The sequence below is a fragment of the Streptomyces sp. NPDC050842 genome (assembly GCF_044456565.1).
Taxonomy (GTDB): domain Bacteria; phylum Actinomycetota; class Actinomycetes; order Streptomycetales; family Streptomycetaceae; genus Streptomyces.
Genome location: NZ_JBITGA010000003.1, coordinates 92,007 through 118,831 on the forward strand (window position 1 = coordinate 92,007; position 26,825 = coordinate 118,831).

A 26,825-nucleotide genomic window follows, 5' to 3' on the forward strand; every position below is an offset into this window, starting at 1 on the left:
CAGGTCGTGGGGATTGTTGAGCGGCTGGTGCCGCATGAGCTGTGGGAGCTGTTCCAGAGGGTGGTGCCGGAGGCTCCTTCGCGACCTCAGGGCGGCGGTCGGCGTCGACATGGCGACCGGGAGGTGCTGGCGGCGATCGTGTTCGTGGCCACGTCGGGCTGCACGTGGCAGCAACTGCCGACAGCGTCCTTCGGGCTGTCAGGGGCAACCGCCCATCGGCGGTCAGCGAGTGGTCGAAGGCTAGGGTGTGGGCCAAGCTCCACCGCGTGGTGCTCGACGAGCTCGGTGCCCGCGGCAGGCTGGACTGGTCCCGCTGCGCGATCGACTCGGTGAACATGCGGGCCCTGAAAAGGGGGACCTGACAGGTCCGAATCCTGTGGACCGGGGCAAGTGCGGATCGAAGATCCACTTGATCACCGAGCGGACCGGTCTGCCCATTTCCGTCGGAATCTCGGGCGCGAACCTGCACGACAGCCAAGCCCTGATCCCGCTGGTGAAGGGCATCCCGCCGATCCGCTCCCGCCGTGGACGCAGGCGGCGCAAGCCGGGAAAGCTTCACGCGGACAAGGGCTACGACTACCCCCACCTGCGGCGATGGCTACGTGGACGCGGCATCACCCACCGCATCGCCCGCAAGGGGATCGAGTCCTCACAGCGGCTGGGCCGACACCGTTGGACCATCGAGCGAACCATGTCCTGGCTTGCCGGCTGCCGCCGCCTCCACCGTCGCTACGAACGCAAGGCAGACCATTTCCTCGCCTTCACCAGCATCGCCTGCACCCTCATCTGCTACCGCAGACTCACCAAATGAGATGACGTCTTAGTCGTCGCACCTCGTGTCGGGCCAGGGGCCCAGTGAAAGCCGTCGGGTTGTGTTTCGCCTTGCGGACCCGTCGGGGTGTCGAACCGTAGGCGCCCGGGGCGACTTGTGCGTGTGCTCGCTAGCACAACTGAGACGGGAACTGAGACGGACGACGAAGAAGGCGACCCCCCGCAAGGGTGCCGCCCTGTCGTTTTGCCTGGTCAGGCAGGTAGAGACCGTGATCGGAATCGAACCGACGTAACTCGCTTTGCAGGCGAGTCCCTGAACCACTCGGGCACACGGTCGTGTTGTGCACTGGTACGACCGTAGGGCGGGGGCGGGAGGGGCTCAAGGGTTCCGGGGGCCGTGCCATACGACTGCAACGGGGCTGCCACACCCCGTTCACAGTCGGGCCCGGCGCCCGAGGGCGCCGGGTCAGGCGGACGTGTCGTCCAGGGCTGTTTCCGGGGCTGCGTCCAGGGGTGCTTGCGAGGCTGTTTCCGGGGCTGCGTCCGAGGGTGTTCGCGGGGGTGTTTCCGAGCCCGTGTGGAGAATCGCCCGGGCCTGTTCCGCGGCGCGCGAGGTGCTCTCGCCGACGAAGTCGAGGAAGCGGGCGATGTTTTCGAGGCGCGTGCCGGCCGGGGTGTCGGGACCGAGGACGCCGACGCCCTGCCGGGCGGTCTCGACGATCTGGGCGGTGGCCCGGGCGCTGGCCATCATCGACTGGTACCAGACGTCGGCGTCGACGGTGTAGCGCTCGCGTCGGCCTTCGTCGCGTTCCCGGCGGACGAAGGCCTGGCCCTCCAGGAAGGCGATCGCCTTGGAGACGGTCGCCGGGCTGACGCTGAGGCGCTGGACGAGTTCGGCCGCGGTGAGGCTGCCCGTGTCGCTGATGCAGAGGCACGCCATCACCCCGGACATCATCTTGGGCATGCCCGACTGCATGAAGACGGTGGTGAGGACTTCCTCGTACTCGCGCACGGCCTCGGGGTCGCGTCCATGGGCCTGCGGAAGCGCCTCCGGGCTCCGGGGTGTTGCCTGCCTGCTGCGGTGGGCACGGCGTTCGGTGGCGCGGTGGGCCAGGTCGGCGCGGTAGCCGGTGGGGCCGCCGTTCCGCATCACCTCACGCGTGACGGTCGAGGTCGGACGGTCGAGCCGTCGGGCGATCTCGGCGTAGGCGAGGCCGTCGGCCAGTCCCAGCGCGATCTGCTGACGTTCCTGCTGGGTGAGCCTGCCACCTGGCATCGCTGTCTCCTTCGTGCTCCTCGGGTGCCCCCACTATAGCGTTCACGCTCATTTCATTGCAACGCCAGGCTGATGCTTGTTGCGTTAGCTCTCAGGATGGTTGCAATGAAATCCCGGCATTCACCTGCGGTGATGGGGATTTGATGCAACGTGACTGTTGCTCGATCCTTGAACGCAACGTAGCGTTTCTCTTGTCAGAAACGGCGCGGGCAAAGAGTCCGGGGCCGGAAAACACAAGGAGCGCATCATGCAGAAGTTCGCCACCACCGCCCCCGTCTCCGCCCTCCTCGACATCCCGGCCGGCACCATCCGCTTCATCGCCGCCGCCGACCGGACCGCCGGCACCACGGTCGAGGTCCTCCCCGCGAACGCCGCGAAGAGCAACGACGTGAAGGCCGCCGAGCAGGTCACCGTCGCCTACGCCGACGGTGTGCTGCGGATCGAGGCCGCCGAGCCGAAGAGCCGGATCCTCGGCAACTCCGGGTCGGTCGAGGTCACCGTCCACCTCCCGGCCGGCTCCCGTGTCGAGGCGAAGACGGCCGCCGCCGACTTCCACGGCGTCGGGCGCCTGGGTGACGTGACCGTCGACAGCGCGCAGGGCACGCTCAACCTCGACGAGACCGCGAGCGCCCATCTCACCCTGCAGGCCGGGGACATCACCGTCGGCCGCCTCGGCGGCCCCGCCGAACTCCGTACGCAGAAGGGCGACATCCGTATCACCGAGGCCCTCGGCGGCACGGTCGTGCTGCGCACCGAGTCCGGTCACCTGGAGATCGGCGCCGCCCACGGTGTCTCCGCGACCCTCGACGCCGGCGCCACCCACGGCCGCGTCACCAACACCCTGCGCAACAGCGAGGGTTCCGCCGCCGGTCTGAACATCCACGCCACCACCGCCTACGGCGACATCACCGCCCGCAGCCTCTGACCCCCACCCCCTCAGCCTCCGAAGGAGCCCCCCTCATGACCAGCTTGGCGATCGCGGCGAACGGGCTGCGTAAGTCCTACGGTGACAAGGTCGTCCTCGACGGCATCGATCTGGCCGTCCCCGAGGGAACGGTGTTCTCCCTGCTCGGCCCGAACGGCGCCGGCAAGACCACCGCCGTCAAGATCCTCTCCACGCTCGTCGCCGCGGGCCCCGGCTCGGGCGAGATCCGCATCGCGGGTCACGACCTGGCCACCGCCCCGCAGGCCATCAGGGCCGCGATCGGCGTCACCGGCCAGTTCTCCGCCGTCGACGGCCTGATCACCGGCGAGGAGAACATGCTCCTGATGGCCGACCTGCACCACCTCTCCAAGCGCGAGGGGCGCCGGGTCACCGCCGAACTCCTCGAACGCTTCGACCTCGTCGACGCCGCGAAGAAGCCCGCCTCCACCTACTCCGGCGGCATGAAGCGGCGCCTCGACATCGCCATGACCCTGGTCGGCGACCCGCGGATCATCTTCCTCGACGAGCCCACCACCGGCCTCGACCCGCGCTCCCGCCACACCATGTGGCAGATCATCCGGCAGCTCGTCACCGGCGGCGTCACCGTCTTCCTCACCACCCAGTACCTCGAGGAAGCCGACCAACTCGCCGACCGCATCGCCGTCCTCGACGACGGCAGGATCGCCGCCCAAGGCACCGCCGACGAACTCAAGCGCCTCATCCCCGGCGGCCACGTCCGCCTCCGCTTCACCGACCCCGCGACCTACCAGCAGGCCACCCACGCCGTCGGCGAAGCCACCCGGGACGACGAGTCGCAGACCCTGCAGATCCCCAGCGACGGCAGCCAGCGCGACCTGCACACCCTCCTGGACCGGCTCGCCGCCGCCGGCGTCCAGGCGGACGAACTGACCGTCCACACCCCCGACCTCGACGACGTCTTCTTCGCCCTCACCGGCGGCACCGCCATCCCCCACCAGACCAAGGAGAACGTCCGATGAGCTCTCTCTCCCTCGCCGTCCGCGACTCGTCCACGATGCTCCGCCGCAACCTCCTGCACGCCCGCCGCTACCCGTCCCTCACCCTGAACCTGCTGCTGACGCCGGTCATGCTCCTGCTGCTCTTCGTCTACATCTTCGGCGACACCATGAGCGCCGGAATCGGCGGCGGCGACCGCTCCGACTACATCGCCTACCTCGTCCCCGGCCTGCTTCTGATGACCATCGGCAGCACCACCATCGGCACCGCCGTCTCCGTCTCCAACGACATGACCGAGGGCATCATCGCCCGCTTCCGCACCATGGCCATCCACCGTCCGTCCGTCCTCGTCGGACACGTCGTCGGCAGCGTCCTGCAGTGCGTGATGAGCGTCGTCCTCGTCGGCGCCGTCGCCCTCGCCATCGGCTTCCGCTCCACCGACGCCACCGCCCTGGAATGGCTGGCCGCCTTCGGACTCCTCGTCCTGTTCGCCACCGCCCTCACCTGGATCGCCGTCGGCATGGGCCTCATCAGCCCCAACGCCGAAGCCGCCAGCAACAACGCGATGCCCCTGATCTTCCTCCCCCTCATCTCCAGCACCTTCGTCCCCATCGCCTCCATGCCCGGCTGGTTCCAGCCCATCGCCGCGTACCAGCCCTTCACCCCCGCCATCGAAACCCTCCGCGGCCTCCTCCTCGGCACCGAGATCGGCCACAACGGCTGGCTCGCCATCGCCTGGTGCATCGGCCTCACCGTCCTCGGCTACTTCTGGTCGACCTCCAAGTTCAACAGCGACGCGCAGTGACCGACCCGCACCCGATCCACCCGAGGGCGGCGTACACCGACGACCACGTCGGAGTACGCCGCCCCGTCGGCGTTCCCGGCCGGTCCCGGCGCGACCGGGACCGGAGACCGAGGACCAAAGGACGGGAACCCTGACAGGGGTCATTCGGCGATTGACCTCTTACTCTGGGGGGATGAGCGCCCTCGACCCCCGCGACGCCGATACCGACGCCGACGTCGCCACCACCCACAGACCCGGACCCCGTGCCGCACACGACGACACCAGGGGATCCGTCCTCGACGGCGACCACCGGGCGCTCAGCATCGGCATCGTCTCCGTCGTCCTGCTCATCGCCTTCGAGGCGACCGCCGTCGGCACGGCGATGCCCGTCGCCGCCCGCGAGCTGAACGGCGTCTCCGTCTACGCCTTCGCCTTCTCCGCGTACTTCACCACCAGCCTCTTCGCCATGGTCCTGGCCGGCCAGTGGTCGGACCGGCGCGGCCCGCTCGCGTCCCTCACCGCCGGCATCAGCGCCTTCGCCGTCGGCCTGCTCCTCTCCGGGACCGCCGGGAGCATGTGGCTGTTCATCCTCGGCCGGGCCGTGCAGGGACTGGGCGGCGGCCTCGTGATCGTCGCGCTGTACGTGGTGGTCAGCCGGGCGTACGCGGAACACCTCCGGCCCGCGATCATGGCCGCGTTCGCCGCGAGCTGGGTCGTCCCCTCCGTCGTCGGACCGCTCGCCGCCGGAACGATCACCGAGCACCTCGGCTGGCGCTGGGTCTTCGTCGGCATCCCCGCGCTCGTCGTCTTCCCGCTCGCCCTCGCCCTCCCCGCGATACGCCGGACCGCCTCCGGCCCCGCCGACCCGGCGACGCCCGTCGCCCCCTGGGACCGGCGGCAGATCGGACTCGCGCTCGCGATCTCGGCCGGCGCCGGGCTGCTCCAGTACGCGGGGCAGGAGCTGCGCTGGCTCTCCCTGCTGCCGGCCGCCGCGGGCGTCGCGCTCCTCGTGCCCGCCATCCGCGGGCTGCTGCCGCGCGGCACCGTCCGCGCCGCGCGCGGCCTGCCCTCGGTCGTCCTGCTGCGCGGCATCGCCGCCGGGTCCTTCATCGCGGCCGAGTCCTTCGTGCCGCTGATGCTGGTCACCCAGCGCGGCCTGAGCGTGACGCTGGCCGGGCTCTCGCTCGCCGTCGGCGGCCTCACCTGGGCGCTCGGCTCCTGGATCCAGTCCCGGCCGTGGACGGAGCCGTACCGCGAACGCCTGGTCGTCCTCGGGATGGTCCTCGTCGCGCTCGCGATCGCGGCCGCGCCGAGCGTGCTGATCACGGCGGTGCCGGTCTGGGTGGTCGCGGCGGCCTGGGCCGTCGGCTGCCTCGGCATGGGCGCGGTGATCGCCTCGACGAGCGTGCTGCTCATGAAGCTGTCGCCCCCGGAGGAGGCGGGCGCGAACTCGGCGGCCCTCCAGATCTCGGACGGCCTCTCGAACGTCCTGCTCCTCGCCACCGGGGGCGCCGCCTTCGCGGCCCTGGGCGGCGGCGCGGTCGGCCACGCGGTGAGCTCCCACGCGGCGACGGGCTCCCACCCGACGGCCTTCGCGGCGGTCTTCCTGCCTATGGCGGGGGTGGCGGCGGTGGGGGCGTGGGTGGCTACGCGGCTGCGGACGGAGCCGGTGCCGGCGTGAGGTAGCCAGTACCAGAATGACCCCATGGCGGTATCGTTCCGATATGGCCATGAACCTGCGTCTTCGTGACGACCAGACCGAGGCGCTGAGGCGGCGCGCCCAGGAGGAGGGCGTCAGCATGCACGCGCTCGTACTCCGGGCAGTGGACGACTACCTCGTACGGAGCGCACACGAGGCGAGGGTGAGGCAGACCTCTCGCGAGCAGGCGGCCAAGTGGAGCGAACTCCTGGAGCGTCTCGCGTGACGTGCGTCTACCTCTCCGCCGAGGACGTCGTCGGGATCGCCGAGAACGCTTGCGGAGACACACCGCTCGTGCGTGACCTGGGGCTCGTCGCGGAGGCCGCCTTCAGGCCGACGTCGGTTCACGGCGGCAAGGACGTCTATCCGGGTACCGTGGACAAGGCCGCGGCCCTCCTCCAGTCGCTGGCCTTCCGTAGCCCTTTCGTCGGCCGGAACAACAGCACGGCCTGGCTGTCCTGCGTGACCTTCCTCGCCATGAACGGTGTCCAGCTGCGACCGGACATCGATGCTGCGGAACGCCTGGTCATCGCCGTGGCGACGGGTGAGACCGACGAGGTCGAGGACATCGCGTGTGGGCTCCGCGAGTTGGTCCTCGCCGACGTGAGCTGAATCGCAACCGAGGCATCCCCACCCCGTTTCGTACGAGGTTCCGACCGGGCCGCCGGTAAGGTGGCCCGGTTGTCATATCTGGACGAGCGTCGAACCCGGAGATCGTGACTACTACCACCACCTCCTCCCATCACCTCTCTCCCGCCTTCCCCGGACGGGCCCCTTGGGGTACCGCCGGCAAGCTGCGAGCCTGGCAGCAGGGCGCCATGGACAGGTACCTCCAGGAGCAGCCCCGAGACTTCCTCGCCGTCGCCACCCCCGGCGCCGGCAAGACGACCTTCGCCCTGACCCTCGCGTCCTGGCTGCTGCACCACCACGTCGTGCAGCAGATCACCGTCGTCGCGCCCACCGAGCACCTCAAGAAGCAGTGGGCCGCCGCCGCCGCGCGGATAGGGATCAAGCTGGACCCGGACTACAGCGCCGGGCCGCTCAGCAAGGAGTACGACGGGGTCGCCATCACCTACGCCGGCGTCGGAGTCCGGCCCATGCTCCACCGCAACCGCTGCGAGCAGCGCAAGACCCTCGTCATCCTCGACGAGATCCACCACGCCGGAGACTCCAAGTCCTGGGGCGAGGCCTGTCTGGAGGCCTTCGAGCCCGCCACGCGGCGACTCGCCCTCACCGGCACCCCGTTCCGTTCCGACACCAACCCCATCCCCTTCGTCACGTACGAGGAGGGGAACGACGGGATCCGCAGGTCCTCGGCGGACTACACCTACGGCTACGGCAACGCCCTCGGCGACGGCGTCGTCCGGCCGGTCATCTTCCTCTCCTACAGCGGCAACATGCGCTGGCGCACCAAGGCGGGCGACGAGATCGCCGCGCGCCTGGGCGAGCCGATGACCAAGGACGCCGTCTCGCAGGCCTGGCGGACCGCGCTCGACGCCAAGGGCGACTGGATGCCGAACGTGCTCCGGGCCGCCGACCAGCGGCTCACCGAGGTCCGGAAGTCCATCCCCGACGCGGGCGGGCTCGTCATCGCCTCCGACCAGGACTCGGCCCGCTCGTACGCCAAGCTCATCCGCGAGATCACCGGCACCAAGGCCACCGTCGTCCTCTCCGACGACACCGGCGCCTCGAACCGCATCGACGAGTTCAGCGAGAGCACCGACCGCTGGATGGTCGCCGTCCGCATGGTGTCCGAGGGCGTCGACGTCCCGCGCCTCTCGGTCGGCGTGTACGCGACGACCATCTCGACCCCGCTCTTCTTCGCGCAGGCCGTCGGCCGTTTCGTGCGTTCGCGCAGGCGCGGCGAGACCGCCTCCGTGTTCCTTCCGACGATCCCCAGCCTCCTCGGCTTCGCCAACGAGATGGAGGTCGAGCGCGACCACGTCCTCGACAAGCCCAAGAAGCAGGGCGAGGAGGACCCGTACGCCGAGTCCGAGAAGGAGCTCGCCGAGGCCGAGCGCCAGCAGGACGAGGACACCGGCGAGCAGGACATGCTGCCGTTCGAGGCCCTGGAGTCCGACGCCGTCTTCGACCGCGTCCTCTACAACAGCGCCGAGTTCGGCATGCAGGCCCACCCCGGCAGCGCGGAGGAGCAGGACTACCTCGGTATCCCCGGCCTCCTCGAACCCGACCAGGTCCAGCTGCTCCTGCAGAAGCGGCAGGCCCGGCAGATCGCGCACAGCCGCAAGAAGCCGGACGACGAGGCGGACCTGCTGGAGCTCCCGGCCGAGCGGCGCCCTGTCGTTTCCCACAAGGAGCTCCTGGAGCTGCGCAAGTCGCTCAATACGATGGTCGGCGCCTACGTCCACCAGACCGGCAAGCCCCACGGTGTGATCCACACCGAGCTGCGGCGGGTGTGCGGCGGGCCGCCGAGCGCCGAGGCCACCGCCGGCCAGATCCGCGAGCGGATCAAGAAGGTCCAGGAGTGGGCCACCCGCATGAAGTGAGGACCCTTCCGGAGATGTCCCGGAGATGTCAGTGAGGCCCGTACGAGTCTGCGCGTACGGGCCTCACGCGTCCCGCCGAGACGGGACACGGCCCGGAGGCAGGCCCCCACGGTCGGCCTCCGGGCACCTTCCACGCTAGACGCACGACATAGCCGATCTTGTCAGCCAAAGTCCTTCGTCCGGCCGACGAAGGTCCCGAACCGTCTCTATCCGGTCCCCGGCGCCCGGATTCTGGACGAGGTCTTCCGCTGAGCGGAGCGGGTCGCTACTGTCCCGGCTCAAAAGCAATCGCCCCGTGGCAGCGCCGCCGCGGAGCGCAGCCGGTGTACCCCTTCCTGCCGGCGGCCTCTGACGTGCGTCGCCGACGGGACCGGCGTCGCAATCCCGTGAGAGCCCGCCGCCACTCACTCCGAAGGAGAGGGCGTCGTGACCGCGGAGACCTCCCAGACGCTCGACCGGGGACTCAGAGTCCTCAAACTGCTCGCCGACACCGACCACGGCCTGACGGTCACCGAGTTGTCCAACAAACTCGGTGTCAACCGGACGGTGGTCTACCGTCTGCTGGCCACGCTCGAACAGCACGCCCTCGTCCGCCGCGACCTCGGCGGCCGCGCCCGCGTCGGCCTCGGCGTGCTCCGGCTCGGCCGCCAGGTGCACCCCCTGGTGCGCGAGGCCGCCCTGCCCGCGCTGCGCTCGCTCGCCGAGGACATCGGGGCCACGGCCCACCTGACTCTCGTCGACGGGGCGGAGGCGCTCGCCGTCGCGGTCGTCGAACCGACCTGGACCGACTACCACGTCGCCTACCGGGCCGGCTTCCGCCACCCGCTCGACCGGGGCGCGGCCGGCCGCGCGATCCTCGCCGCCCGTCAGGGCTCCCTGATCGAACCCGGCTTCACCCTCACCCACGGTGAGCTGGAGGCCGGTGCGAGCGGCGCCGCCGCTCCGCTCGTCGGCGTCACGGGCGTCGAGGGCAGCGTCGGTGTCGTGATGCTCGCGGACGCGGTCCCCGAGCGCGTCGGCCCCCGCGTCGTGGACGCGGCCCGCGAGGTCGCCGACGCCCTGCGCTAGAACGCGCGGCTGCCCCCGGCGGGACGTGGGCCGCCCGCGACGGGGGCTGCCAGCAGCGCACCCAGCGGTGTGCGGGCGTGCCGGACCGACCTGCCCGTCCTGGTCGTCGTGATCAGGCCGGCGGCGCGGAGTGCCTGGGCGTGCGCCGAGGCCGTCGCGTTGCTGACGCCGAGGCGGCGGGCCAGACCCGTCGTCGTCCTGGCCTCGTCCAGAGCACGGAGCAGCTCGGCCCGGGTCCTGCCGAGGACCCCCGTGAGGGCCTCCTCGGGCGTGCCACCGCCGTCAGGGGCGAGCGGCAGCCCCCGGCCCGCCGGGTAGGCCAGGACCACGGGACGCCCCGGCACGTCCTGCACGAGCGGCCCGCCCCGCCAGTGGAAGGTCGGCAGCAGCACGAGCCCCCGGCCGCGGAGCCGTACGTCGCGGAACCGTACGTCCCGGTCACCCGTTTCCCTCGCCGTTTCCCTCGCCGTCCCCCTCGCCGTCCCCCTCGCCGTCCCCGTCCCCGTCGCCGTTCCCGTCACATCCGCCCCACGCGGCCCGCTCGCGGCACCCGGGGCCTCGGCCTGGTCCGCTGCCTCTCCCTCCGTGCCGTCTCCCCCCGGCACCTCCCACACCCCGTCCCGCAGCCCCGAGCCCGGGGCCGCCGCCGTCAGGGCCGCGCCGAGGCCCTGCTCCGCGACCGTCAGCGCGTGCCGGGTGAACTCCGCCCGGTGCAGGTCCTGGACCAGCGGCCACACCGGGGCCAGGACCGTCTCGTACGCCGCCGCCTGCGCGCGGTCCAGCGTGCGCCACGCCCCGGCGTCCCCACCGTGCAGGGCGCGGATCCACGGCGGCACCGGGCCCCCGCCCGCGTACACCCGCTCCAGCTCCGACCGGACGAACTCCGGGCGGCTCGCGCGGATCAGCCCGAAACCCTCCTCCCGCGTCCCGCCGAGGACGTCGAGGAAGTACGGGGCCACCCCGCCCGGCACCAGGTCCGCGAACGGCTCGGCCGCCGTCGGCAGGGCGCGCGCCACCCTGCCCCGCCAGCGCCCGAAGAGCAGCCCCTCATGCGGTGTGCCCAGCATCATGAGGGCCGCGTGCAGTTCCGGCACGGGCGAAGGGCGGGCCGCGAACTTCACTCCGGCGAGGTCGTTCGCGGTGAAGTGGATACGCAGCACCTGTCCGAACTCCTCGCCGTCCGCCAGCCTTTCGGGCCTGGCCTGAACCTTCGCGCGCGGCCCCGTCCCACCCAAGGATGCCGTGCATGACCCAGCACCCCGCACCCGGCCGCCGCACCGCCGCCAAGGGCGCCCTCCTCGCGGCCGCCGCCATCCTGCTCGGCCCCGCCGCCGCCCGCGCGACCGCCCGGCCCGCCGCGCGCGCCGGCGAGCCGGCCGTCCTCCGCCTGCCCGCGCCGACCGGCCCCCACCCCGTGGGCCTGCGCACCTTCGTCCTGACCGACACCTCCCGCGACGACCCCTGGGTGCCCGGGACCGGCGTACGGGAGGTCAAGATCACCGTCCTGTACCCGGCCCGCACCGTCCGCGGCCGCCCGCGCGCCCCGCAGCTCACCCCGGCCGAGGCCCCGTACTTCGCCGAGCTCGCGCCCCTGGTCCGCCCCGGGCTTCCGGCCGCGGGCACCGTCGACTGGGGCGCGACCCTCACCCACGGGCACATCGACGCGCCCGCCCTCCCGGGGCGCCGCCCGGTGCTCCTGTACAGCCCCGGCGGCGGCGACTCCCGCACCCTCGGTACGACCCTCGCCGAGGACCTGGCGAGCCACGGCCGGACCGTCGTCCTGATCGACCACCCCGGTGACGCGAGCCAGGTGGAGCTCCCTGGCGGCGTGCGCGTCACCGTCCTGCGCGGGGACCCGGACCCGGCGACCTTCCGCACCATGATCGACACACGGGTCGCGGACATCCGCTTCGTCCTCGACCGGCTCGGCAGCCTGCCCCTCGCCTCCGTCATGGACCTCGACAGGGTCGGTGTCTACGGGCACTCGGCGGGCGGCACCGCGGCCGTGCACGCGCTGGCCGCCGACGACCGGCTCGCCGCCGGAGCGAACCTGGAGGGGTACCTCGACCTGGACCCGCTGAACGGTTTCGACCGCCCCCTCCTCATGGTCCGCACGGACGGTTTCGACGGCGTCGAGCGCCTCGAACGCTCCTGGGAGCGGCTGCCCGCCCGGCGCGTCCTGCTGACCGGCAGCGACCACTGGGTGTTCACCGACCACGCCTTCCTCGTCCCCCAGCTCCAGGCCGCCGGGCTCGTCACCGCGGAGGCGAGGGCCGCGCTCATCGGGACCGCCGACCCGGCGGCGGCGGTCGACGCCCTGCGGCGCGGGACGCGGTCCTTCTTCGCCCGCCGACTGTCGGCGCCCGTGCCCCCGGCCCGGGGGAGGGGCGCGTCCCAGTAGATTGGGGGCGTGCTCTCCAGCCTCTCTCGTCCCCGCGCCCTCGCACTCTGCGCCCTGCCCGTCGCCGCGCTCTTCGCCGTCGTCGGGCTCGCGCCGCTGCCGTACGCGATCGCGCAGCCCGGCACGACCGCCGACGTGCTCGGCAAGGACAAGGGGCGTGAGGTCATCACCATCACCGGCGCCCCGGTCCGGCCGACCGAGGGGCAGCTGCGGATGACGACCATCGTCGCGACCGGGCCGTCCACCGAGGTCGACCTCGGGGACGTGGCCGACGCCTGGTTCCGCACCGACCGGGCCGTCCTGCCGCACGACTCCGTCTACCCGTCGGGGAAGTCCGACGCCGAGATCGAGAAGCACAACCTCGGCCAGATGAAGCAGTCCCAGGACTCGGCGACCCTCGCCGCCCTCGACTACCTCAAGCTGAACCCCGAGGAGGTGAGGGTGACCCTGCACCTCGCCGACATCGGCGGGCCCAGCGCCGGGCTGCTCTTCTCCCTCGGCATCGTCGACAAGCTCGACGGCGACGGGGACGGCGGCGACCTCACCGGCGGCCGGATCGTCGCCGGTACGGGAACGATCGAGGCGGACGGCACGGTCGGCGCCGTCGGCGGCGTGTCCCTCAAGACCCAGGCTGCCGCGCGGGACGGGGCCACCGTCTTCCTCGTACCGAAGGCGGAGTGCTCCGACGCCGAGGCCGAGCAGCCGAAGGGCCTGCGGCTCGTCCCCGTCACGGCACTCAGCGACGCCGTGGCGTCCCTCCGGGCCCTGGAACAGGGACAGGAGTCGAAGATCCCGAGCTGCTGACGGGTCCGGAGCCGATCGGTCCGGAGCCGGTCGGTCCTGTGCCCGTCGGTCCCGAGCCGGTCGGTCCTGAGCCCGTCGGTCCCGAGCCGGTCGGCTCGTCGGCGGTCGGAGCGCCGCCGCCGGGTATGGACCCCGAAGGCTGGACGTCCATCCCCCGCCAGGCCGGGAACACCATCGGGGCGAGCGTCGTGAGGAAGTAGAGCGCGCCGATGCCGAGCAGCGTCGACGCCAACCCCGCCCGCTCGACCAGGAACCCGGCCGCCAGACCCCCGAGCGGGGTCGTGAGCAGCACCCCGGCCGTACTCGCGCCCACGACCCGGCTGCGCAGCGACTCCGGGACCTGCTCGTACATGACCGTCGTCAGGATCGGGTTGAGGACGCCGACGCCGAATCCCGCCGCCGCCATCGTCACGAGCAGCGGTGCCGTGGTGTCGGTCAGCGCGGCCACCACGTACGGCGGGGCGCCGCCGACGAGGAACCCCGCCGCGAACACGGTCCGGCGCGGGAAGCGCGCCCCGACCGCCCCGTACAGCAGCGCCCCGGCGAGCGCGCAGCCGCCGAAGACCGCCACCAGCAGGCCCTGGGCGGCCGGCCCGCTCAGCTCCTCCCGCGCGTGGACCGGCAGGAGGACGGAACTCCAGCTCTGGCTCAGGCCGTTGGTGACCATCACCATGATCATGATGCCGAGGAGGAGCCGGGACCTGAACAGGTAGGCGTACCCCTCGCGCAGGTCGGCCCGGTAGCGGGCGGGGGAGAGCCGGGGTCCGTCGCGCATCGGCTCCGCCGAGGGCACCCCGCGCAGGCCCGCGGTGACCAGCAGCGCGGAGAGGCCGAAGGTGGCCGCGTCGAGGAGCAGGACCGTGTCGGCGCCCAGGAACGCGACGAGCAGTCCGGCGATCGCGGCGCCCGTCATCCGCGCACCGCGCGCCACGGCGTCGTACAGGCTCGCGGCCCGGGGGAGTGGGGTCCCGGCGCGCTTCGCGAGGTCGGGGACGAGGACGTGCCGGGCCATCTCGCCGGGCGCGTGGCACAGGCCGTTGACCGCCATCAGCGCGCACAGCATCCAGAACTCCAGGACGCCGAGGTGGTGCAGCAGCGGGATCGTGGCGAGCGCGAGCCCGCAGACCAGGTCGGAGGCGATGCTGACCCGGCGCCGGCCCAGGCGGTCGATGACCGGGCCGCCGGCGAGCGCGGAGAGGAGGACGGGGAGGGCCGCGCAGAAGGCGACGAACCCCGCTTTGCCGGGGCTGCCCGTGGTGTCGAGCGCGAACCACGGGACGCCGATCAGGGTGAGTGAATTGCCGGTGATCGAGACGGCGTTGGCGCTCAGGACGGTGGTCAGCGGGCCGCGCGCGCCGCCCTTCGTCGCACCCGCTTCGTGTCCCCCCGGAGCGGTCATGCGGTCAAGGGGGCCGGGCGGCGGTCTGCCGGCGTGACCAGGCGGAGCCCTAACTCGACGAGCGTCCACCCCAGTTGGACGCGGAGGGTGGGGGCGGGTGTGTGCGGGGTGGCATGCCCGCGGGCCGAGGCGGCGGCCTCGTGGTGGAGTTCGGCGGCCTGTAGCCGGTGGAGCTGGAGGTGGATGTCGGCGTGCATGGCTCCGTGGTTCCTTCCGTCAGTCCTCTTGCTGGGGGAACGCGTGCAGGTGCACCCGTACGCGCTCGGCGCCCGGCGCGTCCGCGGTGTCGCGGTAGGTGTCGATCAGCTCGTGGACCTTCTCGTTCAGTTCGCGCAGCTTCTCGGCCGGCAGCCGCAGCGTGAAGTCACTCATGTCCGAGGCGCCGTGCCACTCCTCGTCCCAGTCGTGCCGGGTGCCGATGTACGTGTTCATCTCTTGCGTGTGGATGGTCGCCACCTCGTACAGGTAGACCTCGATGGCGCCCTGGACCTCGGGGTCGGGGTTCTTGTGGAGCGTCTCGTCCAGGGACGTCCCCTGCTGGGCCGACCTCCACCAGCGCTCCCGACCCTTGCCGAGCGTCGGGTCGTCCTCGACGAAGCCGACAGCCGCGAGTTGGCGCAGGTGATAGCTGGTCGCGCCGCTGGACTCGCCGAGCCGCTCGGCCAGTTGGGAGGCGGTGGCGGGTCCGTAGCGGCGCAGGGCGCGCAGCAGCTGGATGCGGAGAGGGTGGGCGAGCCCGCGCAGGGAGCGGGGGTCCAGGGCGCGGCTCAGATGCTTCTCGGGCTCGGACATGGCTCAAGCCTAGAGTCGCAAAGAAGAGGTTGCAAGGGGTTCTTTGCATCCTCTTCTTTGCAGGGACCTTTTTGCAGAAACTTCTTTGCGTTCGCCCTCCTCCCGTCTTTCTCCCGCCCTACTCCTGCGCCGCCTGCTCCACCAGCGGGATGATCTGCAGCGGCACCGGGTTCTCCATCACGATCGCCGTCGACGCCCGCATGATCCCCTCGAAGCCGACCACCTTGTCGATCACCCGCTGGAGGTCGGCGTTGGAGCGGGCGACCAGTCGGCAGAGCATGTCGCCGTGGCCCGTCGTCGTGTGCAGTTCGAGCACCTCCGGCACCGTCGCCAGGTGCTCCCGCACGTCCGCCCCCTGGCCCTGCTTGATCTCCAGCGTCGCGAAGGCCGTCACCGGATAGCCCAGCGCCGCCGGGTCCACCTGCGGCCCGAAACCGCGGATCACCCCGCTCTCCTGGAGGCGGTCCAGGCGCGCCTGGACCGTCCCGCGCGCCACTCCGAGGCGCCGGGAGGCCTCCAGGACCCCTATGCGCGGCTCACGTGCGAGAAGCGTGATCAGCCGGCCGTCCAAATGATCGATCGCCACGGCGGTCTCCTCATGGTCAGGATGTACAAGTCGCACGGCCATACTCGCCTGTCGCTGTACAGATTGACCAGCAGATCAGCAAACTCTTGCGCAGCTTGCCGAACGGCGGGACATTGCTGCCATGACTGAGACCCTCGATCACACCCCTTCCACCGCGCGTAAGGCCGATCCCTTCCCGGTCAAGGGAATGGACGCGGTCGTCTTCGCCGTCGGCAACGCCAAGCAGGCCGCGCACTACTACTCCACGGCCTTCGGCATGAAGCTCGTCGCCTACTCCGGACCGGAGAACGGCAGCCGCGAGACCGCCAGTTACGTGCTCACCAACGGCGCCGCCCGTTTCGTGTTCACCTCCGTCATCAAGGTCTCGACCGACCGGGGCCGCTTCCTCGCCGACCACGTCGCCGAGCACGGTGACGGCGTCGTCGACCTGGCCATCGAGGTGCCGGACGCCCGTGCCGCGTACGCCTACGCCGTCGAGCACGGCGCCACCGGCATCACCGAGCCGTACGAGCTGAAGGACGAGAACGGCACCGTCGTCCTCGCCGCGATCGCCACCTACGGCAAGACCCGCCACACCCTCGTCGAGCGCTCCGGCTACGACGGCCCGTACCTGCCCGGCTTCGTCTCCGCGAAGCCGATCGTCGAGCCGCCGGCCAAGCGCACCTTCCAGGCCATCGACCACTGCGTCGGCAACGTCGAGCTCGGCAAGATGAACGACTGGGTCGGCTTCTACAACAAGGTCATGGGCTTCACGAACATGAAGGAGTTCGTGGGCGACGACATCGCGACCGAGTACTCGGCGCTGATGTCGAAGGTCGTCGCGGACGGCACCCTCAAGGTGAAGTTCCCGATCAACGAGCCGGCGATCGCGAAGAAGAAGTCGCAGATCGACGAGTACCTGGAGTTCTACGGCGGCGCCGGCGTCCAGCACATCGCCCTCGCCACCAATGACATCGTCGCCACGGTCCGCGCGATGCGCGCGGCGGGCGTCTCCTTCCTCGACACCCCCGACTCGTACTACGACACCCTCGGCGAGTGGGCGGGCGAGACCCGCGTGCCCGTCGAGACCCTGCGCGAGCTGAAGATCCTCGTCGACCGCGACGAGGACGGCTACCTGCTGCAGATCTTCACCAAGCCGGTGCAGGACCGCCCGACCGTCTTCTTCGAGATGATCGAGCGCCACGGCTCCATGGGCTTCGGCAAGGGCAACTTCAAGGCCCTGTTCGAGGCGATCGAGCGCGAGCAGGAGAAGCGCGGCAACCTCTAGGCGTCGCCACCATCGCCGTGCGGGAGGGTTCCGGGGCTCCGGCTCCGGGACCCTCCCGCATGTGCTCCCGGCCCATACGGGGGGTGGGCCGGGAGCGCTTCCGACGGCGCCCTCACTACTCGCGCGCCGCGCCGCCCGAGCCCGCCGTCCCCGCGGTCCCCGGAGCCTTCGCGTCGCCGCCGTCGGGCGCCGCCGCGCCCTCCGCGTCCTTCGGCCCCGCCTCCTCCTTCGGCCCTGCCGCCTCTTTCGGCCCCGCCGCCTCCCTCGGCCCTGCCGCCTTCGCGGCTTCCGCGGCCGGCTCCGGGCGGAGTTCCTTCGGGAGCTCGTCGGGCAGTTCGCCCAGGGCCGTCAGGGCCTGCTCCGCCCGCCGGGCGTGCAGCGGGGAGAACTCCGGGTTGGTCCGCAGCGCCTCCGCCAGATGGCGGCGGGCCGGTCCGGGCAGCTCCAGAGCCCGCTCGATCTCGCCCCGGTGGTACGCGAAGAGCGCGCTCCGCAGTCCCTCGTCCGTGGCCCGCTTCGCGTACTCCAGTGCCTCCTTCGGCTGCCCGGCCCGGTAGAGCGCCCACCCCAGCGCGTCCGCCACCGCCACCGAGCGATGCCCGCGCGCCCACTCCGCCCGCAGCCGCGTGACCGCCGCCGCCGGAGCGCCGTGGTCCGCGTCGAGCAGCCCCAGAGCCACCTCCGCCCGCACCCACGCACCCGTCCGCAACCGCTCGTACAGCGCCCGCGCGTCCCCCTCCAGGCCCACCGCCTCGTACAGCTCGCCCGCCTCCAGGACGTACTCCGGCAGCGGCAGCCGGGCCAGCGCCGCCCGCCAGTCGCGCAGCGCCTCGTCCGTACGGCCCAGGCCCGCGAGCGCCCGCGCACGCCCCGCGAGCGACGGCCCGTGGTCCCGTACGAGCCGCAGCGCCGACCCGAACCGGACGAGGGCCTCCTCCGCCTCGCCCCGCTCCCACGCCAGGTCCCCGAGCCGCGCGAGCGCCGCCGCCTTGTCCGCGTCCGTCTCCGCCAGCGCCGCCGCGTCCAGGGCCGCCGCGTCGGCGTCCTCGCGCCAGCCGCGGTTCCGGTACATCAGCGACGCCCGCGCGCGCACGACCGCGCCCGCGTGCAGCTCCTCCAGCTTCTCCGCCGCCTTCCCGGCCGCCTCGTAGTCGCCGAGGCCGTTGTACGCGTCGATCAGGACCGGGTACGCGGGCCAGCGCGCCGGCGCCGCCTTCCGTACCCGCTCGCCCCACTCCTTCGCGGACCGCCAGTCGCCGCGCGCCCCCGCGAGCGCCCCGAGAGCCAGCTGCGCGTCCACGTTGCCCCGGGCGGCCGGCCGTTCGGCCAGGGAGCGCTTCAGCGCCCGCTCCGCCCTCGGGTAGTCCCGTACGTCACCGATCCGCGTCCCGCGCTCCGTGTACGCCGCGCCGAGCACCGCCCAGGACGCGTCGTCGTCCGGATGGGCCCGCAGCCACTTCTCCCGGTCGGTGATCAGCGCGGCCAGGTCCGGCAGCGCGGCCTGCGCGCCGGCGTGCGCCGCGATCGTCGCCCGCTCCGCCGGGCCGGGCGGGCGAGGCGGCCCCTGGCCGGCGAGCTCGGGGACGTACAGCAGGGCCGTCGCCGCGAGGACCGCGCCCACTCCCGCCGCCAGGACCGCCCTCGACACGTTCTGGGTCTTCATGGCGCTCACTGTGCGCCCGTACGCGCCTGTACGAAGAGCACACGAAGCGCCCGCTCCGGCGGGTTCACACCGATGGCCCCGGGTGCCACGCTGGACCCATGGACGATCTTCTGACGCGGCTGCGCGCCGGGCTACCCGCCGAGGCGCTCCTCACCGACCCGGACGTGACGGCCTCCTACTCCCGCGACATGGCGAGCTTCTGCGCGGCGGGCACCCCCGCGGTCGTGGTGCTCCCGCGCACCGTCGAACAGGTCCGGCACGTCATGCGGACGGCGACCGAACTCCGCGTCCCCGTCGTCCCCCAGGGAGCCCGCACGGGCCTGTCCGGCGGCGCCAACGCCTCCGAGGGCTGCATCGTGCTCTCCCTGGTCAAGATGGACCGCATCCTGGAGATCAACCCGGTCGACCGGATCGCCGTCGTCGAACCGGGCGTCGTCAACGCCGTGCTCTCACGGGCCGTCGCCGAACACGGCCTGTACTACCCGCCGGACCCCTCCAGCTGGGAGACGTGCACCATCGGCGGGAACATCGGCACCGCCTCCGGAGGTCTGTGCTGCGTCAAGTACGGCGTCACCGCCGAGTACGTCCTCGGCCTCGACGTCGTCCTCGCCGACGGCCGGCTCCTGACCACCGGCCGCCGCACCGCCAAGGGCGTCGCCGGATATGACCTGACCAGGCTCTTCGTCGGCTCCGAGGGCAGCCTCGGCATCGTCGTCGGGGCGGTGCTCTCGCTCAGGCCGCAGCCCCCGGCCCAGCTCGCGCTCGCCGCCGAGTTCCCCTCCGCGTCCGCCGCCTGCGAGGCCGTCTGCGCGATCATGGAGCGCGGCCACACCCCGTCGCTGCTCGAACTCATGGACCGCACCACCGTCCAGGCCGTCAACAAGCTGGCGCGCATGGGTCTGCCCGACACCACGGAGGCGCTCCTCCTGTGTGCCTTCGACAGCCCGGATCCGGCGGCCGATCTGGCCGCCGTCGGCGAGCTGTGCGCGGCGGCGGGCGCCACCGACGTCGTCCCGGCCGCGGACACCGCCGAGTCCGAACTCCTCCTCCAGGCGCGCCGGCTCTCCCTCACGGCCCTGGAGACGATCAAGTCCGCGACGATGATCGACGACGTGTGCGTGCCGCGGACGAAGCTGGCCGCGATGCTCGACGGCACGTCGGCGATCGCGGAGAAATATGACCTGACCATCGGCGTCTGCGCGCACGCGGGGGACGGCAACACCCATCCCGTCGTCTGCTTCGACCACGCCGACGAGGACGAGTCGCGGAGGGCGCGGGAGTCCTTCGACGAGATCATGGCGCTCGGGCTCGCCCTCGGCGGCACGATCACCGGCGAGCACGGCGTGGGCGTCCTCAAGAAGGAATGGCTGGCCAGGGAGTTGGGTCCGGTCGGCCTCGAACTCCAGCGCGGGATCAAGCACACCTTCGACCCGCTGGGGCTGCTCAACCCCGGAAAGCTGTTCTGAGACGTCCGGTACGAGCGTCAGGCGGCGGCTCACAGCTCGCCGTCCTGCGACTCGTCCGACGGCCACGGGTCGCGCAGCCACAGCTCGTCGGTGATCACGGTGGTCGCCAGGATCTCGGCGAGCCCCTCGTCCATGCCGAGCCGCTCGGACTCGGTGCCCGGCGGCACCGCGCGCAGGGTCCGCTCCAGCCAGGCGGACACCTGCGCGGAGGGCGCTTCGAGCAGGGCGTCGCCGTCGGGGGAGGAGAGCGCCATCAGGACGACGCTGCGGCCCTCCACCTTCGTCGGCCAGATCCGGACGTCGCCGTGGCCGCACGCCCGGAAGACGCCCTCGACGAGCAGCTCGCGCGCGAAGGTCCAGTTGACCGGGTGGTCCGAGCCGACGTGGAAGGTGATGTGGACGGCGTACGGGTCGTCGGTGCGGTAGGCGAGCCGGGCGGGGACGGGGACGGCGCGCTCGGGGGAGAGCACCAGCTTCAGCTCCAGCTCGCGCTCAACGGTGGTGTTGTCGGTGTTCTGCATGGTCGTACGTCCTCTCGCGGCGGGGCCCCGGACGGGCCTTCACCAGGAGAGAGCGCGGTCCACACCGCTCATTACGCGACTTCGGGAAGTTTCTCGGAAAGTTTTTGAGTGCTCCCCGCAGGCCGCCGCAGCCGGCCCCGCAGACCCACGGACACCGAAGACCCCGGAGGCGTCGGCCCGAACATCACCATGAGTGACCGATTCCGGTCTCTGTCGCCCGAAGGCGGTCTTTCTCGTGGGCTCTTTCTTCCCTCGGGGACGTTCTTCGTTACTGTCCTCCTTGGGCGCGGCATGCCCGGGGGTGCGGCCGTGGGATCAAAGGCGTTGTGACTGAACGGAGTCGGGGCAGTGGCTACTCCTCCTGGAGGCGGCGGAGAGGTACCGCAGGCGGGGTACTACCCGGACCCGTCCATTCCCGGGTACATCCGGTACTGGAACGGGGGCGCCTGGGTGCCCGGTACGAGCCGGCCGGCGCCCAAGGACGGCGAGGGCGCACCGAACCCGCCGGCCGGGGCGATCCCCGCGGGTCCGATCCTGGCCTCCGGCCCGGCGCCCGCGCCGGTGGTCGCCCACTACCCGGCGGCGGCGGAGAACCTCGCGCCGGCGCAGAGCCAGGCTCCCGCACCGAACCCCGCCCAGAGCCCCGCCCAGAGCGCGGCACCGGGCGCGGCCCGGCACGCGGCACAGAACCAGGGCCACAGCCCGGCACTTGCCGCGGCGCCCGTCCCGGCCGCCCTTCCCGCGGCCCCCGTACCGGCGGTCGAGGAGACGGGACCCGTCTTCTTCGACGACTTCGACCAGGAGCCGGCCACCCCGGAGCCCTCCTCGGCCTGGCAGGCGAACACCGCCCGGCAGACCGGCTTCGGTGGCGAACGCGACCAGAGGGTCGCCTGGGGCGCGCCCCAGGACCAGCCGGAGGCCCAGGCCCCCGCCCAGGCCCCCGCTCAGCCTCAGCCCCAGCGGCGGGCCCCCGTCGTCCCCGACCCGCGCACCCCGGCCGAGTGGCCCGTCGCGGGCGCGAGCGAGCCGGTCGAGCCCCGCGCGGCCGCCCCGGCTTCTGCCCCGGCGGCGGACCCCCGGTCGACCGGGGGAGCCGCACGCCTCGGCGGAATGCCCGTCACCCCCGTGCCCACCCCCGTACCCACGCCCGCGCCCTCTCCGGCGCCCGCGCCCACGCCTGCCCCGGCGCCGCAGCCGGCCCCCGAGCCCGCGGCCCAGGCACCCGCCCCCGCCGCGCCTTCCTGGGCACAGCAGCCGCAGCCGCAGGTCCAAGCGCAGCCCCGACCTCAGCCCCAGCCCCAGCCCCAGGAACAGCAGCAGCAAGAGCAGCAGCAGCCGGTTCTGCCGTGGAAGCCGCCGGTCGAGGACGTGTTCCAGCAGGCGGCCCGCGCCCAGGCCTCCGCGCGCCCCGCGGGGCTCGGCAGGCGCCTGCTGGCCCGGCTGATCGACACCGCCGTCCTGGGCGCGCTCGTCGGCGCCGCGGCCGTCCCCTTCGTCACCGCCGCCCTCGACCACATCGACGGCAAGATCGAGGCGGCCAAGCAGTCCGGCACCACCGTCCAGGTCTGGCTCCTGGACTCGACGACGTCCGTGCAGTTCGGCATCGTGCTCGCCTCGCTGTTCGTGATCGGCATCCTGTACGAGGCGCTGCCCACCGCCAAGTGGGGGCGGACCCTGGGCAAGAAGCTGTGCGGGCTCGAGGTGCGGGACATCGAGTCGCACCAGCCGCCGCGATTCGGCGCGGCCCTGCGGCGCTGGCTCGTCTACAGCGTCCTCGGGCTCCTCGTCATCGGCGTTTTCAACGTCCTGTGGTGCCTCTTCGACCGCCCCTGGCGTCAGTGCTGGCACGACAAGGCGGCCCGCACCTTCGTCGCACGCTAGGCAGGACGCGGTCCACGGACCGCGATGGGCAGGACGGCTGACGCCCGTTCGGGGGCGGTCCCCCGAACGGGCGATGATTCCTTGCGGGGTGGTCGCCCCCGGGATGCACTGCCCCCATGAGCACCGACCAGCCGCCGCCCGGCCAGCCGCCCGAGGAGGACCCGTTCCTCAAGAGGCCGCAGGAGCCCACACCGCCCTCCGCCGGCCAGCCGCCGCCCGACGGAACGCCCCCGCCGGAGCCGCCGCCTCCGGGCGGGCCGCCGCCCGAGAACCCCTACGGGCCCCCGCCCGGTTCCCCGTACGACAACATGCCCCCGCCCCCGCCGCCCCCGTACGGGAGCGGATACGGCGGTGGCTACGGAGGGACCGATCCGCTCTCCGGGATGCCGCCGCTCGCCGAGTCCGGCCGGCGCATCCTGGCCCGCGTGATCGACTGGTTCATCGTCGCGGTGCCGCTGGCGATCATCGGCATCCCGTTCGACATCTACAGCCGGGCGACCGAGGACGGCAACGACTTCGGCGACACGGTCAACAGCCTCAACGGCGGCAGTCAGCTGATCTTCCAGCTCATCACGATCGTCGCGTACGTCGCCTACGACACGGTGATGGTGGCCAAGAACGGCCAGACGCTCGGCAAGAAGCTGCTGAAGCTCCGGGTGGCGATGCTCAACGACGGCACGACGCCCCCGATGAGCCAGTCGCTGCTGAGGGCCATCGTGCTGTGGCTGCCCGCGCTGATCTGCTGCGCCTGCCTGTGGCCGCTGCTCCTGCTGATCCTCATCCTGGTCGACAAGCCCTACAAGCAGGGCCTGCACGACAAGGCGGCGAAGACGGTGGTCGTCACCGCCGTCTGAGGACCTACGAACCGATCCGGGTATCGGCGCCCGCGCCCACGCGACGCGCGGCCGGTATCCGGATCTCTTCGTTCCCGGGGGCGGAAGGGGCGGAAGGGGCGGAAGGGGCGGAGGGGGTGGCGAGAGCGGGGGAAGCCGGCGGAGGCGTCGCCGGAACCGGCGGCGCGGAGGTCTTGACGGACCTCGCCCGCACCGGCATCGTCACCGCCACGAGAATGCCGAGCAGCAGGCCCGCGGCGCAGATCGCCGCGATCCCGAGGGTCGTCGTCGTACGGGAGAGCAACAGCAGGGCGACGGTCGCGAGGGCGACGGTGGCCGAACCGTAGGCGAGTTGTGCGGCGTTCGGTCGCTGCATGACAGGTACCGCCCCCTCAGGACATCGGTTCGACTCTATGACGGTGGATGCCCGGAGGGAACCAGTGGTAAGCGTGACCTAACCCACCGTGCCGATGCACAGGGGGCGCACGGAGTCACGCGACCCCCAACCACCGGCGGGGATGCGCCTGCTGGACGCCCGATTATCGGAAATCCGATCCCACATAGTGCAGTTGGTCTGTGCAAGTCAAGATCTGTCTTTTCTTGCGCCACTCCGGTCAAATGTCGTCACTTGTGACGCGCGACCCCGCTGGACGGACTCCCCACCTCAGTCCGGATGCGTGGGCGCCGGGGAGGACTACATCAAGTGACCAACAGACGACGGGCGATCAGAGCGTCCGCAGTCGTCGTGGCGCTCGCGGCCACCGCCGCCACCGCCTCGACCTTCTCCACCGCTTGGGCCGACAGCAACGGCGTGACGTCCGTCGACGTCCGCCACGACCCGGCGCCCGGCGCCGGGATCGACAAGACGGCCGTCGACCACGACCTCGAGGGGCCGTTCAGCGAGCAGCAGGCGCAGCAGCGCAAGGCCGCCCTGGAGCAGGTGCTGAGCGGCGAGGCCCAGGTCGAGCGCCGTGGCGGCTCCCAGGTGGTCAAGCTCGACAGCAAGAAGTACGTCGAGCTCGGCCGCGAGAAGACCGACAAGATCTTCACGATCCTCGTCGAGTTCGGCGACAAGGTGGACACCACCACCCTGGTCGACCGCGCCGACGACGACACGACCGAGCCGAAGCCGAAGTTCGGCGGCGAGCCCGGCCCGCTGCACAACCAGATAGCCGAGCCGGACCGTGCGAACGACAACTCCACGGCCTGGCAGGCGGATTACAACCAGCAGCACTTCCAGGACCTGTACTTCGGCACCGGCAAGGACGCCAAGGGACAGCCCAAGCAGTCGCTGAAGACCTACATGGAGAAGACCTCGTCCGGCCGTTACTCGGTCGAGGGCGGCGTCTCCGACTGGGTCAAGGTCGAGTACAACGAGGCCCGTTACGGCTCGAACTACTGCGGCAACAGCAACTGCTCCAACGTCTGGGACGCGGTCCGCGACGGCGTCACCGCCTTCGTCGCCGACCAGAAGGCCAAGGGCCGTACCGACGCCCAGATCAAGGCCGACATGGCCGAGTACGACAAGTGGGACCGGTACGACTTCGACGCCGACGGCAACTTCAACGAGCCCGACGGCTACATCGACCACTTCCAGATCGTCCACGCGGGCGAGGACGAGTCGGCGGGCGGCGGCGCCCAGGGCGGCGACGCCCTGTGGGCCCACCGCTGGTACGCCTACGGCACCAACGCGGGCAAGACCGGCCCGTCGAACAACAAGGCCGGCGGCACGCAGATCGGCGACTCCGGCATCTGGGTCGGCGACTACACGATGCAGCCCGAGAACGGCGGCCTCGGCGTCTTCGCGCACGAGTACGGCCACGACCTCGGCCTGCCGGACCTGTACGACACCTCGGGCCTCAAGGGCGCCGAGAACTCGACCGGTTTCTGGTCGCTCATGTCGTCCGGTTCCTGGCTCGGCCGCGGCAAGGACGCCATCGGCGACCTGCCCGGCGACATGAACTCCTGGGACAAGCTCCAGCTCGGCTGGCTCAACTACACCAAGGTGAGCAACGAGCAGCGCGGGACGAAGTCCACCCACAAGCTGGGTGTGGCCGAGTACAACACCAAGAACCCGCAGGCGCTCGTCGTCGAGCTGCCGAAGAAGCAGGTCACCACCGATGTCGTCGCGCCCGCCGAGGGTGCCACGCAGTGGTGGAGCAACATGGGTGACGACCTCAAGAACACCCTGACCCGCTCCGTCGACCTCACGGGCAAGACGTCCGCCTCCCTGGAGCTCCAGGGCTGGTACGACATCGAGCTCGACTACGACTACCTCTACACCGAGGTGTCGACCGACGGCGGCGCCAACTGGACGGCCCTGGACGGCACCGCCGACGGCGTGGCCCTCCCGCGCGACGCGAGCGGCGCCCCGGCGCTGACCGACGTCTCGGAGAAGCACAAGAAGCTCGTCTACGGCCTCGACGCCTACGCGGGCAAGAAGGTCGACCTCCGCTTCCGCTACCAGACGGACGGCGGCGCGGGCGGCAAGGGCTTCACCGCCGACGCCATCACGCTGACCGCGGACGGTGCCACCCTCTTCTCGGACAACGCCGAGAACGGTGACAACGGCTGGGTGGCGAAGGGCTTCTCGCGCGTCGGCAAGGGCTTCACGAAGGAGTACGAGCAGTACTACATCGCGGAGAACCGCCAGTACGTCTCGTACGACCAGACCCTCAAGGTCGGCCCGTACAACTTCGGTTTCGCGGGTGAGAAGTCCAGCTGGGTCGAGCACTACCCGTACCAGAACGGCCTGCTCGTCTGGAAGTGGGACCTCTCCCAGAAGGACAACAACACGGCCGTCCACCCGGGCAAGGGCCTGATCCTTCCGGTCGACGCCCACGCCACCCCGCTGAAGTGGACCGACGGCACCCTGATGCGCAACCGCGTCCAGGCGTACGACTCCACCTTCGGCACCTACCGGACCGACGCCCTCAAGCTCCACAAGGCGGACGTCCCGGTGTGGATCAAGTCGCAGCCGGGCAACCCGGTCTTCGACGACCGCAAGGGCACCTACTGGTACCAGGAGACCGAGCGGGCCGGTGTGCAGGTAACTGACACCAACACCAAGATCCAGGTCGTCAAGGAGCCGAAGAACGGCCAGACGATCACGGTCCAGGTGGGTCCGTCCACCAAGTAATCGGTAAAACTGCAGGTCAAACCATGATCGGCCGTCGCCCCCTAGCGGGCGGCGGCCGATCGTGTTTA

General features: G+C 71.6%; 23 protein-coding genes, 1 tRNA gene and 1 pseudogene. 16 read left to right on the plus strand and 9 right to left on the minus strand.

Features of this window, described 5'->3' with window-relative positions; genetic code table 11:
* Nucleotides 1–12: 12 nt before the first annotated feature.
* Nucleotides 13–811, plus strand: a pseudogene (locus ACIBG6_RS09590) (IS5 family transposase).
* 224 nt (nt 812–1,035) lie between these two features.
* Here ACIBG6_RS09590 and ACIBG6_RS09595 read toward each other — a convergent pair.
* Nucleotides 1,036–1,107 (minus strand) — tRNA-Cys (locus ACIBG6_RS09595).
* A gap of 130 nt (nt 1,108–1,237) precedes the next feature.
* A complete protein-coding gene (locus ACIBG6_RS09600; RefSeq protein WP_399222029.1) occupies nt 1,238–2,047 on the minus strand; it encodes a helix-turn-helix domain-containing protein in 810 nt (269 codons plus the stop codon).
* 247 nt (nt 2,048–2,294) lie between these two features.
* Between ACIBG6_RS09600 and ACIBG6_RS09605 the strand changes: the two genes are divergently transcribed.
* The 8 genes from ACIBG6_RS09605 to ACIBG6_RS09640 all read left to right on the plus strand — a co-directional run bounded on the left by ACIBG6_RS09605 (nt 2,295) and on the right by ACIBG6_RS09640 (nt 10,005).
* On the plus strand, nt 2,295–2,972 hold the full coding sequence (locus ACIBG6_RS09605; RefSeq protein WP_399222031.1) for a DUF4097 family beta strand repeat-containing protein: 678 nt from the start codon (nt 2,295–2,297) through the stop codon (nt 2,970–2,972).
* A 35-nt stretch (nt 2,973–3,007) separates the two neighbouring features.
* Nucleotides 3,008–3,970, plus strand: a complete 963-nt coding sequence (locus tag ACIBG6_RS09610; RefSeq protein WP_399222032.1) for an ATP-binding cassette domain-containing protein — start codon at nt 3,008–3,010, stop codon at nt 3,968–3,970.
* Nucleotides 3,967–4,752, plus strand: a complete 786-nt coding sequence (locus ACIBG6_RS09615; RefSeq protein WP_399222033.1) for an ABC transporter permease — start codon at nt 3,967–3,969, stop codon at nt 4,750–4,752. Before ACIBG6_RS09610 ends, ACIBG6_RS09615 begins: the two co-directional genes overlap by 4 nt.
* A gap of 172 nt (nt 4,753–4,924) precedes the next feature.
* Nucleotides 4,925–6,412, plus strand: a complete 1,488-nt coding sequence (locus tag ACIBG6_RS09620; RefSeq protein ID WP_399222034.1) for an MFS transporter — start codon at nt 4,925–4,927, stop codon at nt 6,410–6,412.
* A 43-nt stretch (nt 6,413–6,455) separates the two neighbouring features.
* The gene (locus ACIBG6_RS09625) at nt 6,456–6,656 is read left to right on the plus strand and encodes a CopG family transcriptional regulator (protein WP_399222035.1); all 201 of its coding nucleotides are present in this window, start codon (nt 6,456–6,458) and stop codon (nt 6,654–6,656) included.
* Nucleotides 6,653–7,042 (plus strand): type II toxin-antitoxin system death-on-curing family toxin, encoded by a 390-nt coding sequence (locus ACIBG6_RS09630; protein WP_399222036.1) that lies wholly within the window; start codon nt 6,653–6,655, stop codon nt 7,040–7,042. Before ACIBG6_RS09625 ends, ACIBG6_RS09630 begins: the two co-directional genes overlap by 4 nt.
* Nucleotides 7,043–7,143: 101 nt before the next feature.
* A complete protein-coding gene (locus tag ACIBG6_RS09635) occupies nt 7,144–8,937 on the plus strand; it encodes a DEAD/DEAH box helicase (protein WP_399222673.1) in 1,794 nt (597 codons plus the stop codon).
* A gap of 426 nt (nt 8,938–9,363) precedes the next feature.
* Nucleotides 9,364–10,005 (plus strand): IclR family transcriptional regulator, encoded by a 642-nt coding sequence (locus ACIBG6_RS09640; RefSeq protein WP_017237054.1) that lies wholly within the window; start codon nt 9,364–9,366, stop codon nt 10,003–10,005.
* Here the strand turns inward: ACIBG6_RS09640 and ACIBG6_RS09645 are convergent.
* Complete coding sequence (locus tag ACIBG6_RS09645; protein ID WP_399222037.1) at nt 10,002–11,165, minus strand: ArsR/SmtB family transcription factor; 1,164 nt, start codon at nt 11,163–11,165, stop codon at nt 10,002–10,004. The genes ACIBG6_RS09640 and ACIBG6_RS09645 overlap by 4 nt on opposite strands.
* Nucleotides 11,166–11,251: 86 nt before the next feature.
* Here ACIBG6_RS09645 and ACIBG6_RS09650 point away from each other — a divergent pair, with 86 nt between their 5' ends.
* Together ACIBG6_RS09650 and ACIBG6_RS09655 are read left to right on the plus strand one after the other, a co-directional pair.
* Nucleotides 11,252–12,406, plus strand: coding sequence for an acetylhydrolase (locus ACIBG6_RS09650; protein WP_399222038.1), 1,155 nt, complete (start codon nt 11,252–11,254; stop codon nt 12,404–12,406).
* 9 nt (nt 12,407–12,415) lie between these two features.
* Nucleotides 12,416–13,210, plus strand: a complete 795-nt coding sequence (locus ACIBG6_RS09655; protein WP_399222039.1) for a S16 family serine protease — start codon at nt 12,416–12,418, stop codon at nt 13,208–13,210.
* Here ACIBG6_RS09655 and ACIBG6_RS09660 read toward each other — a convergent pair.
* The 3 genes from ACIBG6_RS09660 to ACIBG6_RS09670 all read right to left on the minus strand — a co-directional run bounded on the left by ACIBG6_RS09660 (nt 13,143) and on the right by ACIBG6_RS09670 (nt 15,987).
* A complete protein-coding gene (locus ACIBG6_RS09660; protein ID WP_399222040.1) occupies nt 13,143–14,609 on the minus strand; it encodes an MFS transporter in 1,467 nt (488 codons plus the stop codon). The genes ACIBG6_RS09655 and ACIBG6_RS09660 overlap by 68 nt on opposite strands.
* A gap of 216 nt (nt 14,610–14,825) precedes the next feature.
* Nucleotides 14,826–15,401, minus strand: coding sequence for an ArsR/SmtB family transcription factor (locus ACIBG6_RS09665; RefSeq protein WP_399222041.1), 576 nt, complete (start codon nt 15,399–15,401; stop codon nt 14,826–14,828).
* A gap of 118 nt (nt 15,402–15,519) precedes the next feature.
* Nucleotides 15,520–15,987 (minus strand): Lrp/AsnC family transcriptional regulator, encoded by a 468-nt coding sequence (locus ACIBG6_RS09670; RefSeq protein WP_399222042.1) that lies wholly within the window; start codon nt 15,985–15,987, stop codon nt 15,520–15,522.
* 121 nt (nt 15,988–16,108) lie between these two features.
* On the opposite strand from ACIBG6_RS09670, the gene hppD reads away from it, so the two are divergent.
* A complete protein-coding gene (hppD, locus tag ACIBG6_RS09675) occupies nt 16,109–17,254 on the plus strand; it encodes a 4-hydroxyphenylpyruvate dioxygenase (RefSeq protein ID WP_399222043.1) in 1,146 nt (381 codons plus the stop codon).
* Between the two features lie 115 nt (nt 17,255–17,369).
* Here the strand turns inward: hppD and ACIBG6_RS09680 are convergent, their stop codons facing one another.
* Entirely contained in the window at nt 17,370–18,917 is a 1,548-nt protein-coding gene (locus ACIBG6_RS09680; RefSeq protein ID WP_399222044.1) for a hypothetical protein, read from the minus strand.
* Nucleotides 18,918–19,015: 98 nt separating this feature from the next.
* Between ACIBG6_RS09680 and ACIBG6_RS09685 the strand changes: the two genes are divergently transcribed.
* Nucleotides 19,016–20,383, plus strand: a complete 1,368-nt coding sequence (locus tag ACIBG6_RS09685; protein ID WP_399222045.1) for an FAD-binding oxidoreductase — start codon at nt 19,016–19,018, stop codon at nt 20,381–20,383.
* Between the two features lie 29 nt (nt 20,384–20,412).
* Here ACIBG6_RS09685 and ACIBG6_RS09690 read toward each other — a convergent pair whose 3' ends face one another.
* Nucleotides 20,413–20,904, minus strand: a complete 492-nt coding sequence (locus ACIBG6_RS09690) for an SsgA family sporulation/cell division regulator (protein WP_399222046.1) — start codon at nt 20,902–20,904, stop codon at nt 20,413–20,415.
* Between the two features lie 348 nt (nt 20,905–21,252).
* Between ACIBG6_RS09690 and ACIBG6_RS09695 the strand changes: the two genes are divergently transcribed.
* Together ACIBG6_RS09695 and ACIBG6_RS09700 are read left to right on the plus strand one after the other, a co-directional pair.
* Complete coding sequence (locus tag ACIBG6_RS09695; RefSeq protein ID WP_399222047.1) at nt 21,253–22,785, plus strand: RDD family protein; 1,533 nt, start codon at nt 21,253–21,255, stop codon at nt 22,783–22,785.
* A gap of 116 nt (nt 22,786–22,901) precedes the next feature.
* On the plus strand, nt 22,902–23,639 hold the full coding sequence (locus tag ACIBG6_RS09700; protein ID WP_399222048.1) for an RDD family protein: 738 nt from the start codon (nt 22,902–22,904) through the stop codon (nt 23,637–23,639).
* 4 nt (nt 23,640–23,643) lie between these two features.
* Here the strand turns inward: ACIBG6_RS09700 and ACIBG6_RS09705 are convergent, their stop codons facing one another.
* Nucleotides 23,644–23,994 (minus strand): hypothetical protein, encoded by a 351-nt coding sequence (locus ACIBG6_RS09705; protein WP_399222049.1) that lies wholly within the window; start codon nt 23,992–23,994, stop codon nt 23,644–23,646.
* A 327-nt stretch (nt 23,995–24,321) separates the two neighbouring features.
* Between ACIBG6_RS09705 and ACIBG6_RS09710 the strand changes: the two genes are divergently transcribed.
* A complete protein-coding gene (locus tag ACIBG6_RS09710; RefSeq protein ID WP_399222050.1) occupies nt 24,322–26,757 on the plus strand; it encodes an immune inhibitor A domain-containing protein in 2,436 nt (811 codons plus the stop codon).
* Nucleotides 26,758–26,825 lie beyond the last annotated feature (68 nt).

Bases quoted from the DNA above. Each gene is read 5' to 3' on its own strand.
- ACIBG6_RS09685 (WP_399222045.1), top strand. From the start codon at position 19,016: ATGGACGATCTTCTGACGCGGCTGCGCGCCGGGCTACCCGCCGAGGCG.
- ACIBG6_RS09615 (WP_399222033.1), top strand. From the start codon at position 3,967: ATGAGCTCTCTCTCCCTCGCCGTCCGCGACTCGTCCACGATGCTCCGC.
- ACIBG6_RS09605 (WP_399222031.1), top strand. From the start codon at position 2,295: ATGCAGAAGTTCGCCACCACCGCCCCCGTCTCCGCCCTCCTCGACATC.
- ACIBG6_RS09620 (WP_399222034.1), top strand. From the start codon at position 4,925: ATGAGCGCCCTCGACCCCCGCGACGCCGATACCGACGCCGACGTCGCC.
- ACIBG6_RS09610 (WP_399222032.1), top strand. From the start codon at position 3,008: ATGACCAGCTTGGCGATCGCGGCGAACGGGCTGCGTAAGTCCTACGGT.
- ACIBG6_RS09600 (WP_399222029.1), bottom strand. From the start codon at position 2,047: ATGCCAGGTGGCAGGCTCACCCAGCAGGAACGTCAGCAGATCGCGCTG.
- hppD (WP_399222043.1), top strand. From the start codon at position 16,109: ATGACTGAGACCCTCGATCACACCCCTTCCACCGCGCGTAAGGCCGAT.
- ACIBG6_RS09665 (WP_399222041.1), bottom strand. From the start codon at position 15,401: ATGTCCGAGCCCGAGAAGCATCTGAGCCGCGCCCTGGACCCCCGCTCC.
- ACIBG6_RS09705 (WP_399222049.1), bottom strand. From the start codon at position 23,994: ATGCAGCGACCGAACGCCGCACAACTCGCCTACGGTTCGGCCACCGTC.
- ACIBG6_RS09690 (WP_399222046.1), bottom strand. From the start codon at position 20,904: ATGCAGAACACCGACAACACCACCGTTGAGCGCGAGCTGGAGCTGAAG.
- ACIBG6_RS09680 (WP_399222044.1), bottom strand. From the start codon at position 18,917: ATGAAGACCCAGAACGTGTCGAGGGCGGTCCTGGCGGCGGGAGTGGGC.
- ACIBG6_RS09660 (WP_399222040.1), bottom strand. From the start codon at position 14,609: ATGACCGCTCCGGGGGGACACGAAGCGGGTGCGACGAAGGGCGGCGCG.
- ACIBG6_RS09700 (WP_399222048.1), top strand. From the start codon at position 22,902: ATGAGCACCGACCAGCCGCCGCCCGGCCAGCCGCCCGAGGAGGACCCG.
- ACIBG6_RS09625 (WP_399222035.1), top strand. From the start codon at position 6,456: ATGGCCATGAACCTGCGTCTTCGTGACGACCAGACCGAGGCGCTGAGG.
- ACIBG6_RS09650 (WP_399222038.1), top strand. From the start codon at position 11,252: ATGACCCAGCACCCCGCACCCGGCCGCCGCACCGCCGCCAAGGGCGCC.